Annotated in this window: 17 protein-coding genes and 2 pseudogenes; 14 read left to right on the top strand and 5 right to left on the bottom strand. The window is 69.6% G+C overall.

Annotation, left to right across the window (positions count from 1 at the left end):
- Positions 1–262, top strand: a pseudogene (locus NS331_RS21125) (TonB-dependent receptor); the annotation flags it as partial.
- 22 nt (positions 263–284) lie between these two features.
- Here NS331_RS21125 and NS331_RS21120 read toward each other — a convergent pair.
- Together NS331_RS21120 and NS331_RS21115 are read right to left on the bottom strand one after the other, a co-directional pair.
- Positions 285–758: a tRNA (cytidine(34)-2'-O)-methyltransferase gene (locus NS331_RS21120; RefSeq protein WP_058643918.1), complete on the bottom strand. Its 474-nt coding sequence runs from the start codon at positions 756–758 to the stop codon at positions 285–287.
- A gap of 57 nt (positions 759–815) precedes the next feature.
- Positions 816–1,556 (bottom strand): ComF family protein, encoded by a 741-nt coding sequence (locus tag NS331_RS21115; protein ID WP_058643917.1) that lies wholly within the window; start codon positions 1,554–1,556, stop codon positions 816–818.
- A gap of 82 nt (positions 1,557–1,638) precedes the next feature.
- Here NS331_RS21115 and NS331_RS21110 point away from each other — a divergent pair, with 82 nt between their 5' ends.
- From NS331_RS21110 to NS331_RS21080, 8 genes are all read left to right on the top strand, one after another.
- Positions 1,639–2,553, top strand: a complete 915-nt coding sequence (locus NS331_RS21110; RefSeq protein ID WP_058643916.1) for a malonyl-ACP O-methyltransferase BioC — start codon at positions 1,639–1,641, stop codon at positions 2,551–2,553.
- Between the two features lie 168 nt (positions 2,554–2,721).
- Positions 2,722–3,198 (top strand): DUF2244 domain-containing protein, encoded by a 477-nt coding sequence (locus NS331_RS21105; RefSeq protein ID WP_058643915.1) that lies wholly within the window; start codon positions 2,722–2,724, stop codon positions 3,196–3,198.
- A gap of 69 nt (positions 3,199–3,267) precedes the next feature.
- Positions 3,268–4,437, top strand: coding sequence for a cytochrome c oxidase subunit II (gene coxB / locus NS331_RS21100; RefSeq protein WP_058643914.1), 1,170 nt, complete (start codon positions 3,268–3,270; stop codon positions 4,435–4,437).
- Positions 4,438–4,489: 52 nt separating this feature from the next.
- Positions 4,490–6,124, top strand: coding sequence for a cytochrome c oxidase subunit I (ctaD, locus tag NS331_RS21095; RefSeq protein ID WP_058643913.1), 1,635 nt, complete (start codon positions 4,490–4,492; stop codon positions 6,122–6,124).
- Between the two features lie 22 nt (positions 6,125–6,146).
- A complete protein-coding gene (locus tag NS331_RS27235) occupies positions 6,147–6,260 on the top strand; it encodes a cytochrome oxidase small assembly protein (protein WP_242873847.1) in 114 nt (37 codons plus the stop codon).
- A gap of 10 nt (positions 6,261–6,270) precedes the next feature.
- Positions 6,271–6,894 carry a cytochrome c oxidase assembly protein gene (locus NS331_RS21090; RefSeq protein WP_058643912.1) on the top strand — a complete coding sequence of 208 codons (624 nt, stop codon included), beginning with the start codon at positions 6,271–6,273 and terminating at the stop codon, positions 6,892–6,894.
- A complete protein-coding gene (locus NS331_RS21085; protein ID WP_242873846.1) occupies positions 6,891–7,115 on the top strand; it encodes a DUF2970 domain-containing protein in 225 nt (74 codons plus the stop codon). Before NS331_RS21090 ends, NS331_RS21085 begins: the two co-directional genes overlap by 4 nt.
- Positions 7,116–7,177: 62 nt before the next feature.
- A complete protein-coding gene (locus tag NS331_RS21080) occupies positions 7,178–8,059 on the top strand; it encodes a cytochrome c oxidase subunit 3 (protein WP_058643911.1) in 882 nt (293 codons plus the stop codon).
- A 92-nt stretch (positions 8,060–8,151) separates the two neighbouring features.
- Here NS331_RS21080 and NS331_RS21075 read toward each other — a convergent pair whose 3' ends face one another.
- Entirely contained in the window at positions 8,152–8,373 is a 222-nt protein-coding gene (locus NS331_RS21075) for a twin transmembrane helix small protein (RefSeq protein WP_058643910.1), read from the bottom strand.
- 38 nt (positions 8,374–8,411) lie between these two features.
- Between NS331_RS21075 and NS331_RS21070 the strand changes: the two genes are divergently transcribed.
- Genes NS331_RS21070 through NS331_RS21050 form a run of 5 tightly spaced genes read left to right on the top strand, consistent with a single transcriptional unit; the run spans position 8,412 to position 12,648 of the window.
- Positions 8,412–9,230 (top strand): SURF1 family protein, encoded by an 819-nt coding sequence (locus NS331_RS21070; protein ID WP_058643909.1) that lies wholly within the window; start codon positions 8,412–8,414, stop codon positions 9,228–9,230.
- A complete protein-coding gene (locus NS331_RS21065) occupies positions 9,184–9,903 on the top strand; it encodes a redox-active disulfide-containing membrane protein (RefSeq protein ID WP_058643908.1) in 720 nt (239 codons plus the stop codon). Before NS331_RS21070 ends, NS331_RS21065 begins: the two co-directional genes overlap by 47 nt.
- 5 nt (positions 9,904–9,908) lie before the next feature.
- Positions 9,909–11,105, top strand: a complete 1,197-nt coding sequence (locus NS331_RS21060) for a COX15/CtaA family protein (RefSeq protein WP_058643919.1) — start codon at positions 9,909–9,911, stop codon at positions 11,103–11,105.
- Positions 11,102–12,007 (top strand): heme o synthase, encoded by a 906-nt coding sequence (gene cyoE, locus NS331_RS21055; RefSeq protein ID WP_058643907.1) that lies wholly within the window; start codon positions 11,102–11,104, stop codon positions 12,005–12,007. The genes NS331_RS21060 and cyoE overlap by 4 nt, the downstream gene beginning before the upstream one ends.
- Positions 12,004–12,648, top strand: a complete 645-nt coding sequence (locus NS331_RS21050) for an SCO family protein (RefSeq protein WP_058643906.1) — start codon at positions 12,004–12,006, stop codon at positions 12,646–12,648. Before cyoE ends, NS331_RS21050 begins: the two co-directional genes overlap by 4 nt.
- A gap of 93 nt (positions 12,649–12,741) precedes the next feature.
- On the opposite strand, the gene rpoH is transcribed toward NS331_RS21050, so the two are convergent.
- Entirely contained in the window at positions 12,742–13,677 is a 936-nt protein-coding gene (gene rpoH, locus NS331_RS21045) for an RNA polymerase sigma factor RpoH (RefSeq protein ID WP_058643905.1), read from the bottom strand.
- A 344-nt stretch (positions 13,678–14,021) separates the two neighbouring features.
- Positions 14,022–16,619, bottom strand: a pseudogene (locus NS331_RS26315) (hypothetical protein); the annotation flags it as partial.

The raw sequence follows: 16,619 nt of genomic DNA, 5'->3' as shown, positions 1-16,619 counted from the left end.
GTTCCTGTCGTACGACATCGCCGCCGTGCCCGGCCTGTCCGTCAACGGCGGCGCCTACTACACCGGCCGCCGTCCGGTGGACGACTTGAACCAGGCCTTCATCGGCGGCTACACGCTGTTCGACGTGGGCGCGCGCTACACCACGCAGCTCTTCGGCCGGCGCACGCTGTTCCAGCTGAACGTGGACAACGCCGGCGACCGCCGCTACTGGTCGGCCGCCGGGTGCGCCCCTCGAGGGGGATTGGACTTCCACACGCAGTGAGGAAGTCCAAACGGGGTGGTCGTCATTCCGGCGTCGCGCCGAAGCCGTTCTGCCGCCAGGCCTCGAACACCGTCACCGCCACCGCGTTCGACAGGTTCAGGCTGCGCTGGCCGGGCCGCATGGGCAGGCGCAGCTGCTGCTCGGGCGCGAACGCATCGCGCACCGCCAGCGGCAGGCCGCGGCTTTCCGCGCCGAAGACCAGCCAGTCGCCGGGCGCGAAAGCCACGTCCGGCACCAGCCGCGTGCCGCGCGTGGTGAGCGCGAAGGTGCGCTCCGGGGGCGGCGCCTGCCGGTCGATCAGCGACGGCCAGTCGGCATGCACCACCACTTTTGCGTACTCGTGGTAGTCCAGCCCCGCGCGGCGCAGCAGCCGGTCGTCCATCGAAAAGCCCAGCGGCTGCACGAGGTGCAGCTCGCAGCCGGTGTTGGCCGCCAGCCGGATCACGTTGCCCGTGTTGGGCGGGATCTCGGGCTCGACGAGGACGATGCGGAACATGTGACCTGCGACAAGAGAAGGGGGCGCAAGCTTAACGCCGCTGTGCCGGGTGCTTGGCTAGCCGTGGGGCGCCGGCGTGCGTGCCAGCACCAGCGCCGTCACCCGGGCTGCGCCGGCCTGGCGCAGGACGGCGGCGGCGGTGAACAGCGTGGCGCCGGTGGTCATCACGTCGTCCACCAGCAGCAGGTGGGCGCCGCGCAATTCGGCGAGGCGCGCGGGCGCCACGCAGAAGGCGCCGCGCAGGTTGCGCAGCCGCTGCGCGCGGTCCAGGCCTGCCTGCGGCGGCGAATGCACGGGCCGGAGCAGCAGTTGCGCGTCGGTCCGTGCCGGGGCCAGTTGACGGGCGAGTGCGAGCGCCTGGTTGAAGCCGCGCTCCCGCAGGCGCTCGGCTGCCAGCGGCATGGGCAGCACGCGGTCGGCCTCGGCCAGCAGCGCGGCGGTGCGCGGGTGGCGGGCCAGCACGGCGGCCAGCGGCGCCGCCCAGCCGGCCTCGCCGCTGAACTTGAAGCGGCCGATGCATCGGTTCCAGGGCCAGCCGTAATCGCAGGCGGCCACGCATTCGTCCAGGGGCGGCGGCTCGCGCAGGCAGGCGCCGCAGCGGCGCTGGCCGGGCGGCACCGCCACCGCGCACTGCAGGCAGCGCGGCACGGTGACCGCGAACCGCTCCAGGCAGGCATCGCACAGCACGTCGCCGGGCCAGGCGCGACACAGGGCGCACTGGCTGGGCAGCCGGTCGAGCAGACGGCCGAACAGGCCGCGGCCGGGCAGGCGAAGCCGGGGGGAAGCGGGGGGCGGCATCGGCTCAATATACTGGCGCGCTCCCCCGAAGCGCCTTGCTGCGCCGTGCGCTGCGTCACGGTGCCGGTCTTTTTTTCCCGCCATGTCCTCTTCCCCCGCATCCCGGCCTCCCACCATCGACCCGGTGGCAGCATCGCGCTGGGCGCGGCAGGCACCGGCGGACGGGGCACCCTGGCTGCACGAGGAAGTGGGCCGGCGCATGCAGGACCGGCTGCAGTGGATCAAGGCGACGCCGCGGCACTGGGCCGACTGGTCGCCGCTGCACGGCGGGCTGGAGGCCCATGCCCTGGTCGCCCAGCGCTACCCGCAGGCGGCCACTTTCGTGCTGGAGCCCGAGCCGGCGCTGCAGCCACGCACCGCCGACGCCTTCGCGGCGCCGTGGTGGAGCGCGAAGCGCTGGCGCGCCGGCCGGCCGCGCCTTTTCGGCGACCTGCCCGAGGGCGGCGTGGACCTGCTCTGGGCCAACATGGGCCTGCACATGGCCGCCGACCCCGAGGCGCTGATCGCCCAGTGGCACCGCCAGGTGGCGACCGACGGCTTCCTGATGTTCTCCGGCCTGGGCCCCGACACCCTGATGGAACTGCGCGGCGCCTACCAGGCCCGCGGCTGGCCCGAGCCCACCCATGCCTTCACCGACATGCACGACTGGGGCGACATGCTGGTGCATGCCGGCTTCGCCGAGCCGGTGATGGACATGGAGCGCATCGTGCTGACCTGGGGCACGCCCGAGGCGGCCCTGGCCGAGCTGCGCACGCTCGGCCGCAACCTGCACCTCGGGCGTTTCCCCGCGCTGCGCGGGCGGCAGTGGCGGCCGCAGCTGCTGCAGGCCCTGGCCGGCCTGGCCTCGCCCGCGCACGACGGCCGCATCGCGCTGACCTTCGAGATCGTCTACGGCCATGCCTTCAAGCCCGTCGCACGGGTGGCGGTGGCGCCCGAAAGCGCCGTCGGCCTGGCCGACATGCGGCAGATGCTGCGCCGCGGCCGCCCTGGAACATAGGTCTTCCGGCCCTTCGGACGGCCTGCCTGCACCCTTCTTGCAGGCCTGTGGGGCAGGGCTTGCCCCGACTGTCCAACGAGGGTGCCACGCTACAATTCTTGAGTGCTTGCGTCCCTGGGACTGGCCCTCGGCTGCAGCAGAACTCCCTCGAGAGAGCCCCACCCGCCCGTGCCGAATCCCGTGTTTCGCTTCGCCACAGTTTCGGGCCAGAGCATCCACTGGTTCTTGCGGCGCAATTGCTCGATCACCCCCAGCCAGCTCGGATGGGCCTATGCCTCGCTGTGCGTGGTGTCGCTCGGCATCGGCACGGTTTTCTGGCTGCAGGGCGCCAAGCTGGTCCTGCCCTTCGCCTGGCTCGAGCTGGCGGCGGTGGGCCTGGCCTTCATGTTCTATGCGCGGCATGCCACCGACGGCGAGCGCATCGCGCTGCAGGACGGGCGGCTCGTCATCGAGCACGAGCACGGCGGCAGCGTCGAGCGGGCGGAATTCCCCCGGCACCAGGTGCGCGTGGAGCCGCATGCGAGCGACCGCTCGCTGATCGAGGTATCGGCGCAGGGACGTTCGGTCCGCGTGGGGCGCTACGTGCGCCCCGAGCTTCGGGCCGCACTGGCGCGGGAGATCCGCAGCGCGCTGCGCGAGACCTAGGGTCGCGCGCGGCAGGCAGGCGGATGGTGGAGACGGTGATTGTTTGAAGGTCTGAAAAAAGTGAACACGATGAAGAGCATTTGGACCGTGCCGGCAAGGCTGATGCTGGCGGCTGGCGTGGCGTTCAGCGGCGCTGCGCACGCAGTCAACGACCTGCCGGGCGGCCCGATGGTGCGCCAGCTCAACCTGCCGGTGGGGGCCACGCGCATCTCGCAGGAGCAGCATTCCCTGCACAACGCGCTGCTGCTGCTGTGCCTGGCGATCTTCATCGGCGTGTTCGCGGTGATGTTCTATTCCATCTGGAAGCACCGCAAGTCGGTCGGCCACAAGGCGGCCAACTTCCACGAGTCCGTGGTGGTCGAGGTGATCTGGACCATCGTGCCCTTCATCATCGTCATCCTGATGGCGCTGCCGGCCACCAAGATCCTGGTGGCCCAGAAGGACACCACCAACGCCGACCTCACCATCAAGGTCACCGGCTACCAGTGGAAGTGGGGCTACGATTACATCAAGGGCGAGGGCGAGGGGCTGTCCTTCATCTCCACGCTCGACAGTTCGCACCGCGCCCTGTCCGACGCCGGCGCCAAGGGCAACGTGCCCGACGACTACCTGCTCAAGGTCGACAACCCGCTGGTGGTGCCCGAGAAGCAGAAGATCCGCATCATCACCACGGCCAACGACGTGATCCACGCCTTCGCCGTGCCGCAGTTCGGCATCAAGCAGGACGCGATCCCCGGATTCGTGCGCGACACCTGGTTCCGCGCCGAGCGCACCGGCGACTTCTACGGCCAGTGCCAGGAGCTGTGCGGCAAGGAGCATGCGTACATGCCGATCCACGTGAAGGTGCTGTCCGCCGCCGACTACACCGCCTGGGTCGACACCAAGAAGAAGGAAGCCGCCGCCAAGCTGGACGACCCCAACAAGGTCTGGACCCTGCCCGACATCCTGGCCCGCGGCGAGCGCGTGTACGCCGCCAACTGCGCCGCCTGCCACCAGGCCAACGGCAAGGGCGCTGGCCCGATCAAGCCGCTGGACGGCTCGGCGGTGGTGCTCGACGCCGACCACACCAAGCAGATCCACGTGCTGCTCAACGGCCAGAACAACGGCGCCATGCCGTCGTGGAAGCAGCTTTCGGACACCGACCTGGCGGCCGTGGCCACCTACACCAAGAACAGCTGGTCCAACAAGACGGGCCAGCTGGTGCAGCCGGCCGAGGTGCTGGCCCAGCGCGGCAAGTGATGCCCGCGCGCCTGCAGAGCCCATCCGCGAGTCAGCCTAGGAATACAACGACATGAGCGCAGTCCTCGATCCGCACGGCCATGCCGCCCATGGTGGCGACATGCACGACGAACACCACGACCATCCGCACGGCTGGCGGCGCTGGCTGTTCGCCACCAACCACAAGGACATCGGCACGCTGTACCTGCTGTTCTCCTTCACCATGCTGATGATCGGCGGCATTCTGGCGCTGCTGATCCGCGCCGAGCTGTTCCAGCCCGGCCTGCAGCTGGTGAACCCCGAGCTGTTCAACCAGTTCACCACCATGCACGGCATCATCATGGTGTTCGGCGCCATCATGCCGGCCTTCGTGGGCTTCGCGAACTGGATGATCCCGCTGCAGATCGGCGCCAGCGACATGGCCTTCGCGCGCATGAACAACTTCAGCTTCTGGCTGATGATTCCCGCGGCGCTGATGCTGGTGGCGTCGTTCTTCATGCCCGGCGGCGCGCCCGCCGCGGGCTGGACGCTCTATGCGCCGCTCACGCTGCAGATGGGCCCGTCGATGGACGCCGGCATCTTCGCCATGCACATCCTGGGTGCCAGCTCGATCATGGGCTCGATCAACATCATCGTGACCATCCTCAACATGCGCGCCCCGGGCATGACGCTGATGAAGATGCCGATGTTCTGCTGGACCTGGCTGATCACCGCCTACCTGCTGATCGCCGTCATGCCCGTGCTGGCCGGCGCCATCACCATGACGCTGACCGACCGCCACTTCGGCACGCACTTCTTCAACCCCGCCGGCGGCGGCGACCCGGTGATGTACCAGCACATCTTCTGGTTCTTCGGCCACCCCGAGGTCTACATCATGATCCTGCCGGCCTTCGGCATCATCAGCCAGATCGTGCCGGCCTTCGCGCGCAAGAAGCTCTTCGGCTATGCCTCCATGGTGTATGCCACCAGCTCCATCGCCATCCTGAGCTTCATCGTCTGGGCGCACCACATGTTCACCACCGGCATGCCGGTGACGGGCCAGCTGTTCTTCATGTACGCGACCATGCTGATCGCGGTGCCGACGGCGGTGAAGATCTTCAACTGGATCGCGACCATGTGGCAGGGCTCGATGACCTTCGAGACGCCCATGCTCTTCGCCGTGGGCTTCATCTTCGTGTTCACCATGGGCGGCTTCACCGGCCTGATCCTGGCCGTGGCGCCCATCGACATCCAGCTGCAGGACACCTATTACGTGGTGGCGCACTTCCACTACGTGCTGGTGGCCGGCTCGCTCTACGCCATGTTCGCCGGCGTGTACTACTGGCTGCCCAAGTGGACCGGCGTGATGTACGACGAGGCCCGCGGCAAGCTGCACTTCTGGTGGTCGCTGATCTCGTTCAACGTCACCTTCTTCCCCATGCACTTCCTGGGCCTGGCCGGCATGCCGCGCCGCTATGCCGACTACCCGATGCAGTTCGCGGACTTCAACGCGATCGCCTCGGTGGGGGCCTTCGCCTTCGGCCTGGCGCAGGTCTACTTCTTCCTCTTCATCGTGCTGCCGGCCATGCGCGGCAAGGGCGAGCCCGCCCCCCAGAAGCCCTGGGAAGGCGCCGAAGGCCTGGAGTGGGAAGTGCCGTCCCCCGCGCCTTTCCACACCTTCGAGACGCCGCCGCGCCTGGACGCCACGGCGACCAAGGTGATCGGTTGATCCGCTTCGCGCACGTCCTGCCATGACCACGCCCGACCAGAAGAGGAACAACCGCCGCATGGGCCTGACGCTGGCCTCCATCGCGGTGCTGTTCTTCATCGGCTTCATCGTGCGCATGGCCTGGCTCGGCCATTGAGGACACGGCCATGGCCCTGAAGTTCGCCCAGCGGCTGCGCCGCGAGAACCTGCAGATGGTGGGCAAGCTCACGGTCGTCGTCGCGGGCATGTTCGCCTTCGGCTACGCGCTGGTGCCGCTGTACCGCGCCATCTGCGAGGTGACCGGCATCAACGTGCTGGCCCGTTCCGAGCTGGAAGTGCCCGGCGGCGCCAAGGGTGGGGCGGCGGTGAAGCTGCCCGCCAACACCCAGGTCGACCTGTCGCGCACCATCACCGTCGAGTTCGACGCCAATGCCCATGGCCTGTGGGACTTCGCGCCCGCCCAGCGCTCGATGCAGGTGCACCCTGGCGAGCTGCACACGGTGATGTACGAATTCCAGAACGTGCAGAACCGCCGCATGGCCGCGCAGGCCGTGCCCAGCTATGCGCCGCAGCAGGCGGCGCCGTACTTCAACAAGCTGGAGTGCTTCTGCTTCAACCAGTACACGCTGGAAGCCGGCGAGAAGAAGCAGTGGCCGGTGGCCTTCGTGATCGATCCGCGCATCTCCAGGGACGTGAAGACGATCACCCTGTCATACACCTTCTTCGAGGTCGGGGGCCGCACGCCGCCGGCGCCCACCGCGGCCGCCGGCAACGGGGAGCCGCGCTCGTGACGCTGCCGCAGGACGATGGCGCCCCGACGCCGCGCAAGCCTTCGCTGTGGCGCACGGTCAGGGCCGTGGCCTGGGGCTTCTTCGGCGTGCGCAAGCACAGCGAGTACCAGGAAGACATCGCGCGCCTGTCGCCGCTGCACATCGTGGCGGTGGGCTTCGTGGCGGTGCTGGTGCTCATCGGCGTGCTGCTGGCGCTGGTGAAGTTCGCCGTGTCCACCTGAGCCGCCGCCGACGCCCGACCCTACGCCAACCACAAGACAAGAGACCCAGCCCGAGGAGCACCATGAGTTCGACCACCCACGGCACCACGCCCTACTATTTCGTGCCGGGCCCATCGCGCCATCCGCTGATGGCGGCCATCGGCCTGTTCTTCGTCATCCTCGGGGCCGGGCAGTGGATCAATGACCATGCCTGGGGCGCCTATTCGCTCGCCTTCGGCCTGATCTGGTGGTGGGTGGTGCTGTTCCAGTGGTTCCGCGAGGCCGTGGGCGAAAGCGAGAGCGGCAAGTACAGCCACCGCATCGACCTGTCCTACCGCTGGAGCATGAGCTGGTTCATCTTCTCGGAGGTGATGTTCTTCGGTGCCTTCTTCACCGCCCTGTGGTGGACCCGCACGCATTCGCTGCCGGCACTCGGCAGCCTGGACAACGCGCTGCTGTGGCCCGACTTCCGCGCCGTGTGGCCCAGCGTGCAGGCCGGTGCCACCGGCTCGCCGGCCGGCATCGTCGAGCCTTTTCAGACCGTCGGTCCCTTCTGGCTGCCCACCATCAACACGGCGCTGCTGCTGTCCTCGGGCGTGACGCTGACCATCGCCCACCATGCGCTGCGTGCGAACCACCGTGCCCAGTGCATCCGCTTCATGTGGGCCACCGTTCTGCTGGGCGTCGTCTTCCTGGGCGTGCAGGGCTACGAGTACTTCCACCTCTACACCGAACTCAACCTCAAGCTGAGCTCGGGCGCCTATGGCTCCACCTTCTTCATGCTGACCGGCTTCCACGGCCTGCACGTCTTCGTGGGCATGCTGATGCTGCTGTTCATCACCCTGCGGCTGATGAAGGGCCACTTCACGCCCGAGCGCCATTTCGGCTTCGAGGGTGCGGCCTGGTACTGGCACTTCGTGGACGTGGTCTGGCTGGGCCTGTACGTGCTGGTCTATTGGCTTTGACCGACAAGGCCGGCCCGGGCGCCTCGCTATCATCGAGGCCCTGAAAGCAGAAAAGCGCCGCAAGGCGCTTTTTTGTTGCCGTGTCGCGGCGCTCAGCGGCCGGCGGGCAAGCCGGTGGGCTGGATGTAGCCCAGCTTCCAGGCCAGCAGCAGACAGAGGAACAAAACCACCGACAGCCCGATCCGAACCGTCAGCGCACGCGCCATGCCGCCCGGCCTGGACTTGCCGTCGCGCCCGCCGGTGAGCATGTGGAACAGCGCCCACGCCAGGCTGCCGAGGATGCCCACGAAGCCCAGGGCCACGAGATATTTCATGAGTTCGATTATGAGCGGCAACGCCCGCCTTCACTGCCATGCGTGAACAGCGGCCGGCCCCTGCCTTCCATCCTCCCCGGCGTTCGGCGCTGCGCTTCTGGGTCATCACCGCGGCCGCCATCGCGGTGGTCGCCGTCACCCTGGCGCTGGGCCGCTGGCAGCTCTCGCGTGCCGCGCAGAAAGAGGCGCTGCAGGCGAGCATCGAGACGCAGCAGGCCTATCCCGCGCTGGAGATGGCCGACTTCCTGGCGGTGGAGCAGCCGCTCACCGAACTGCACCGCAAGGTGCGGCTGCGCGGCCTGTGGCTGCCCACGCAGACGCTCTACCTGGACAACCGCCAGATGCACGGCCAGCCCGGCTTCTATGTGCTGACGCCCTTCGCGCTGGAGGGCACGACGCAGACGCTGATGGTCCAGCGCGGCTGGGTGCCGCGCAACTTCACGGACCGCACGCAGCTGCCGCCCGTCGACACGCCGGCAGGCCTGGTGGACATCGAGGCCCGCATCGAGCCGCCGCCGGCCCGGCTCCTGCAGTTGGGTGCCGATCCGCCGGCGCAGCCGGCCTCGGCCGCGGCACCCCTGCCCGAAAAGCCCGCGGACGTGGCCAATGCCCGCATCCGGCAGAATCTGGACCTGGAGACTTTCCGCAACGAGACCGGGCTGCCGCTGCGCACCGACTTCTCGCTGCAGCAGGTCGGCCCCGCCTCCGAAGGCCTGCTGCGCGAGTGGCCGGTGCCGGCGCTGGGCATCGAAAAGCACTACGGCTACGCCTTCCAGTGGTTCGGGCTCGCCGCCCTGGTGGTCATCCTCTATGTCTGGTTCCAACTCATCGCGCCCCGCCGTCGCCGCACTGGCTGACGAGCCGTTGGGCCTGACCGTCCATTCGATGCCCTCGCCGGGCGAATCGCTGGGCGCGCAGCCCGATGCCGGCCGGCGGCGCAAGCGTGGCCGCTGGCAGATGCTGCTGGTGCTGCTGTGCTGCGCGGCGCCCGTGATCGCCTCCTACTTCACCTACTACGTGGTGCGGCCCCAGAGCCGCAGCGTCTACGGCCAGTTGATCGATCCGCAGCGCCCGCTGCCGCCCGTGGATGGCCGCACGCTGGCGGGCGAATCGGTGCCGCTGCCGCAACTCAAGGGCCAGTGGCTGCTGGTGGCCGTGGCCGGCGGCGGCTGCAACGAGCTCTGCGAGCGCCAGCTGTACCTGCAGCGGCAACTGCGCGAAACCCTGGGTCGCGAGAAGGACCGCGTGGACCGCGTCTGGCTCGTCGCCGACGACGCGCCCGTGCCGCAGCGTCTGTCGGGCAGCCTGGAGGGCGCGACGGTGCTGCGCGTGCCGGCCGGTGCCCTGGCGCAGTGGCTGCAGCCCGAGCCGGGCGCGGCGCTGGGCGAGCATCTGTACGTGGTCGACCCCATGGGCAACTGGATGATGCGCTTCCCCGCACGCATGGACCTGAAGGGCGCGGCCAAGGCCAAGCGCGACCTCGACCGGCTGCTGCGCGCCTCCAGTTCCTGGGACCAGGCGGGACGGTGAGCAGCGTGCCGACGACCCAGGCCCTCTACGACTTCGAGCCGGTGGCCCTGCTGCTGCTTGGCGGCGCCTTGCTGGCGCTCGGCCCGGTGCTCTGGGTGTGGCGGCGCAATGCCGGCGCAGGCGCTGCGCGGCGGCTGCATGCGCTGACCGTGCTGACGCTCTTCCTCACCTTCGACCTCACGCTCTTCGGCGCCTTCACCCGGCTCACCGATTCCGGCCTGGGCTGCCCCGACTGGCCCGGCTGCTACGGCAATGCGAGCCCGCTGGGCGCACGGCACGAAATCGCCATGGCGCAATCGGCGCAGCCGACCGGCCCCGTGACCCATGCCAAGGCCTGGATCGAGATGGTCCACCGCTACCTCGCCACGGGCGTGGGCGCGCTGATCGTCGTGCTGGCCGTGGGCACCTGGTGGGCGCGGCGGCAGCAGCGCCGGCGCGACAGCGGCGTGCCCGGCGTGCTGCACCCACTCTGGCCCGCGGCCACGCTGGTGTGGGTGTGCCTGCAGGGCGCCTTCGGCGCCTTCACCGTGACCTGGAAGCTGTTCCCGGCCATCGTCACCCTGCACCTGATGGGCGCCATCGTGCTGCTGATGCTGCTGTGCGTGCAGGCGGTGCGCTACCAGCAGGCCGGTGCCGGGCGCCGGCCATCGATGGTGAGGCCGTCCACCCGCGCCTGGCTGTGGCTGGGCATGGGGCTGCTGCTGGTGCAGATCGCCTTGGGCGGCTGGGTCAGCACCAACTACGCCGTGCTGGCCTGCACCGAATTTCCGCGCTGCCAGGGCAGCTGGTGGCCGCCCATGAACTTCGGGCAGGGCTTCCAGCTGTGGCGCCATCTGGGCGTGGACGCGGCAGGCACACCCATCGAGTTCTCCGCCCTCACGGCCATCCATTACACCCACCGCTTGATGGCTTACCTGGTCTTCGCCGTTCTCATCGTGCTCTTCTTCAAGCTCCGCCGCGTTCCCGCCCTTCGTCCCCAGGCCCGCTGGCTGGGCGGCCTGGCCCTGCTGCAACTGGCTACCGGCCTGGGCAACGTGCTGCTGGGCTGGCCGCTGGTAGCGGCCGTGCTGCACACCGGCGGCGCCGCCGCGCTGGCGACCGTCATGACGTGGGCGCTGTGCGAAAGCCGGCTGAAGCTCGGCGGACTGCCTGAAGCGCCGGCCCGCCGGCCCGCCTTCGGACCGCAGGGAGCCCGGTCGTGAGCGCCCCCGCCAGCCCGGTGTCCGCGCCCGTGGCCAGCGTGTGGCGCCAGTTCTATGCGCTCACCAAGCCGCGCGTGGTGCAGCTGATCGTCTTCTGCGCCCTGATCGGCATGGTGCTGGCGGTGCCCGAGGTGCCCACGCCGGCCGAGCTGCTGCGCATGGCCGAGGCCTGCATCGGCATCTGGCTGGTGGCCGGTGCCGCTGCCGCTTTCAACTGCCTGGTGGAGAAGGGCATCGATGCGCGCATGAAGCGCACGGCCTGGAGGCCCACGGCCCGCGGCGAACTCAGCGACCGGCAGACGCTGCTGTTCTCGGCCACGCTGTGCCTGCTGGGCTCGGCGCTGTTGTGGTGGGTGGTCAATCCGCTCACCATGTGGCTTACCTTCGCCACCTTCGTCGGCTACGCGGTGATCTACACCGTCGTGCTCAAGCCGCTGACGCCGCAGAACATCGTGATCGGCGGCGCCTCGGGCGCCATGCCGCCGGTGCTGGGCTGGGCCGCCATGACCGGCAGCGTCGACCCGGAGGCGCTGATCCTCTTCCTGATCATCTTCCTGTGGACGCCGCCGCACTTCTGGGCGCTCGCGCTCTACCGGGTGGAGGACTACCGCCGCGCCGGCCTGCCGATGCTGCCGGTGACGCACGGCAACGCGTACACGCGGCTGCAGATCCTGCTCTACACGCTGATCCTTTTCGCCGCCTGCCTGCTGCCCTTCATCTACCGCATGAGCGGCTGGCTCTACCTGCTGGCCGCCGTCGCGGTGAGCGTGGGCTTCTGCGGCTATGCCTTCGCCCTGTGGCGCCAGTATTCCGACCAGCTGGCGCGCCGGACCTTCCGTTTCTCGCTCATCCACCTGAGCGTGCTGTTCGCGGCGCTGCTGGTGGACCACTACGTGCCATGACCGACCGACTGCCTTCGCCTTCCCCGACCCCCGCACGCGCATTGCCGGACCGTCGACGCGCCCTGCAACTGCTGGGCGCAGGCTGCGCGGCCGTCGCCCTGGCCGCCTGCACCGACTCCAAGCCCAGCTTCCAGGCCGTGGACATCACCGGCGCCGACTACGCCAAGGACTTCCGCCTGAGCGACATGAACGGCCAGCCGCGCAGCATGGCCGACTTCAAGGGCAAGGCGGTGGTGCTCTTCTTCGGCTACGCGCAATGCCCCGACGTGTGCCCCACCACCATGAGCGAGATGCTCCAGGTGCGCGAGAAGCTGGGCGCCGACGGCCAGCGGGTGCAGGTGCTGTTCGTCACCGTCGATCCGGAGCGCGACACGCCCGAGGTCATGAAGGCCTACATGACCGCCTTCGACCCCAGCTTCCTGGCGCTCATCCCCACGCCGGAGAAGCTGCCCGCGCTCGCGAAGGACTTCAAGGTCTACTACAAGAAGGTGGACGGCAAGACGCCCACCAGCTACTCGATGGACCATTCCGCCGCGACGTTCATCTACGACCCGCAGGGCCGCCTGCGGCTGTACGCACGCTACGGCTTGGGCACGGACGCGCTCGCCTCGGACCTCAAGACGCTGCTGGCGGCGGGCTGAGGACGCGCGCCCCCAGCACTCGACCCTCGCACGCCCAAACAAAAAACCCGGCCTGAGCCGGGTTTTTCGTTGCTGCCTGCCTGGCGTAAGGCCTCAGGCGTATTCGGCCAGCGCCTTCTTCATCTTCTTCATCGCCGCCGATTCGATCTGGCGGATGCGTTCGGCAGACACGCCATAGTCGGCGGCCAGCTCATGCAGCGTCATGCCGCCGGAGCCGTCGTCGTTCACCTTCAGCCAGCGCTCCTCGACGATGCGGCGGCTGCGCGGGTCCAGCGCTTCGAGGGCGGTGGCGATGCCGTCGGTGGACAGGCGGTCGCGCTGGCGCGATTCGAGCTGCGCCGTGGGCTCCTGGGTCGCGTCGGCCAGGTAGGCGATTGGGCCAAAGGCCTCGTCCTCGCCGTCGGACGGCGTGGGGTCGAGCATGACGTCGCCGCCGGACAGGCGCGTTTCCATTTCCACGACTTCCTCGCGCTTGACGTTGAGGTGCTCGGCCACCAGGCCGATCTCCTCGCTGTTGAGGGTTTCGCGGTGCGTGTCGGCATCGACCGCCTCGGCCTTGAAACCCTGCTTCAGCGAACGCAGATTGAAGAACAGCTTGCGCTGGGCCTTGGTGGTCGCCACCTTCACCATGCGCCAGTTCTTGAGGATGTACTCGTGGATCTCGGCCTTGATCCAGTGGATGGCATAGCTCACCAGCCGCACGCCCTGGTCGGGGTCGAAGCGGCGCACGGCCTTCATCAGGCCGATGTTGCCCTCCTGGATCAGGTCGCCATGCGGCAGCCCGTAACCCAGGTACTGGCGGGAAATCGAGATCACCAGGCGCAGGTGCGACAGGATCAGGGCGCCGGCCGCCTGCAGATCGCCCTCGTCGCGCAGGCGACGGGCGTAGTTGCGCTCTTCGTCCAGCGAGAGCATGGGCAGGCGGTTGGCGGCCGAGATGTAGGCGTCCAGGTTGCCCAGCGGGGGCACCATCGCCCACGGATTGGCAACGGCCAGCGACTGCGAAGACACAGTAGACAGGTTGGACATCAGGGGAACTCCTTGCTCGAGGATATTAGCACTCGCACGGTCAGAGTGCTAAACGCACTGGCGAGTTCCCATCATTTCCGCAATGCCGATAGTTTTTCTTGGTAGGACGAGGGCGCTGGCGGGGCGCCGGAGCGTCCTGCGCAGCCGGCTTGGCCGCGTGGCCTATGGCATTTGGGCGTGCGGGGCACGCGCCTGGTAGCGGCGAACGAATGGAAGGGCAGGCCCTGCCTGCCCCGGGTGTAAATGGCCGCTGTCGAAGCAAAGGCGCCGACGGCGGCTCGGCGCGCTCGACGCCTCGGCGGCACGCGTCGAGCCGGCCCGGCCCGCATGCACGGCCCGGCGCCTCAGCCCAGCAGGTTGTGCAGCAGGCCGCCGACGGCATGCACCGGCGTAGCGCTGCCTGCGCTGGTGCCGCTGCCGCTGGAGACGGGCTCGGTCACGCCGGACAGGCCACCCAGCAGGCCGCCGACGAGGCCGCTGCTGCCTGCGCCTGTCCCGGTGCCGCCGCTGCTGCTGCCGCTGGACAGCAGGCCGCCGAGCAGGCCGCTGTCGCCGGTGACGGTGCCCAACACGCCGGTGACGGCGCCGCTGCTGCCGCTGCCGCTGACGTCGAGATCGACACCGACGCTGCCCATGCTGCCGCTGACGGTGTCGAGCACGCTGCCGACCACACCCTGCTCGCCGGTCAGCGTGTCCAGAACGCCGCCCAGCGCGCTGGCGTTGCCGCCGTCGCCGCTGGCGGTGCCCAATACGCCGCCGAGCAGGCCGTCCTGGCCCAGGACACCGTCGAGCAGATCGCCCGCGCCGCTGGCGCCGCTGCCCTGGCCCAGCAGGCCGCCGAGCGCGCCGTCCTGGCCGAGCAAGCCGTCCAGCAAGTCGCCGCCCGCCAGATTGCCGAGCAGCCCGTTGTCGCCCGCGACCGTATCGAGCAGCCCACCGACCACGCCCTGGTCGTCCAGCACGCCACCAACCAGATCGCCACCCGCCAGTCCGCCCAGCAGGCCATCGTCGCCGACCACGCCGCCAAGAAGATCACCACCCAGCAGGTCACCGCCGGTGATGTGGCCCAGCAGACCGTCTTGGCCGGTCACTCCGGCCAGGAGATCACCGCCGAGCAGATCACCGCCGGTCAGTCCGCCGAGCAGACCGTCATCGCCGACGACACCGCCCAGAAGGCCACTGCCCAGCAGATCACCGCCCGTGACGCCACCCAGCAGACCGTCGTCGCCGATCACGCCGCCGAGCAGGTCGCCCCCCAGGGTGCCATCGGCCAGGTTCGCCACGCCGTCGGTCAGGTAGTCCACCTGCTGCGTCGCGCCGGCCAGGGCGTCGTGGACGAGGTCCGTGCCCAGCAGGTCGCCCGTGACGGGCGAGAGCAGGCCGTCCACGGCGCCGGTCGCGGTGCCGACGACGTCGTCCACCGGGTCCAGCATGTTGGGGTTGTCGGCCGTGAAGCTGCCGCCCAGCAGCGGCGAAAGCGCATCGCTCGCGGTGCCGGCCACGCTGTCCACGAGGCCGGTGACGGGCGAGAGGGTGTCGGACAGGCCGAGCCCGCCCACCAGTGGCAGGTCGTCCAGGCTGGCAACGGTGCTGTCCACCACGCCGGTGGCCGGGTCGAGCAGCAGATCACCGCTGCCGCCGCCATCGCCGCCGCCGGCCAGACCGCCGAGCAGGTCGCCCACGAGACCGTCCTGGCCGAGCACGTTGCCAAGCAGGTCGCCACCCGCCAGTCCCCCCACAAGGCCGTCTTCGCCGACCACGCCACCCAGGAGATCACCGCCCAGCAGATCGCCGCCGGTGAGTCCACCCAGCAGGCCGTCTTCGCCGATGACGTCACCCAGCAGCTCATCTGCGCCAGTGACGCCACCCAGCAGCCCATCGTCCCCGACCACACCGCCGAGCAGATCCCCGCCCAGCAGGCCTCCGACCACGCCGTTCTCGCCGACCAGGCCGCCGACGACGCCGTCTTCGGCCAGCAGGCCGCCTGCCAGGCCCTCGTCGCCCAGCACGCCGCCGAGCAGGCCGTCGTCGCCGAGCACGGCGTCCAGCGGGCCGGCCAGGGTGCCGCCGACGAGGCCGCCAACTAGGCCCTGGTCGCCCAGCAGGGTGTCGGTCACGCCGTCCACGAGGCCGCCTTCGCCGACCACACCGCCCAGGGCGCCGTCGTCCGCCAGCAGGCCGCCGACTAGGCCGTCCTCGGTCAGCAGGCCGCCGACCAGGCCATCGGGGGTGAGCAGGCCACCCACCAGGCCGTCGTCGCCGAGCACGCCGCCGACGACGTTGCCGACCATGCCGTCTTCGGCCAGCAGGCTGCCGGTGAGGCCGTCCAGGCCGGTGGCGCCGAGCACGCTGCCGAGCGGGCCGTTGCCGCTGGCGAGGTTGTCCACCAGGTTGACGACGGCGTCGGTCACGTAGTCGACCTGGGTGTCGAGCGCGCCGAGGGCGGCGTCGGTGGTGCCGGTGCCCAGCAGGTCGTCAACGACGGGGGCGAGCACGCCGACGCCGTCGGTGAGGCTGTCGACGCTGCTGTCGACGGGGTCGAGGGCGTTGGGGTCGTCGGCCGTGAATTCGCCGCCGACCAGGGGTTCGAGGGCGTTGTCGACGATGGTGGTGACGTTGTCGACGACGCCGGTGACGGGGCTCAGGCTGTCGCCCAGGCCGATGGCGTCGGAGACGCCGCCGACGACAGTGCCGCCGAGGCTGTCGGTGGGGTCCAGGAGGGCGTCTGCGTCTGCGTCTGCGTCTGCATCGGCGTCGGCATCTGCATCCGCGTCAGCGTCAGCGTCAGCATCCGCGTCGGCGTCGGCGTCGGCGTCGGCGTCGGCATCGGCATCGGCATCCGCATCCGCATCCGCATCCGCATCCGCATCCGCGTCGGCATCTGCGTCTGCATCCGCGTCTGCATCCGCGTCGGCGTCGGCGTCGGCATCGGCATCGGCATC

It is taken from the genome of Pseudacidovorax intermedius (genome assembly GCF_001476815.1).
Lineage (GTDB): Bacteria > Pseudomonadota > Gammaproteobacteria > Burkholderiales > Burkholderiaceae_C > Xenophilus > Xenophilus intermedius_A.
The sequence above is the reverse complement of the archived record's forward strand: the minus strand, read 5'-3'. Positions and strand labels throughout refer to the sequence as shown.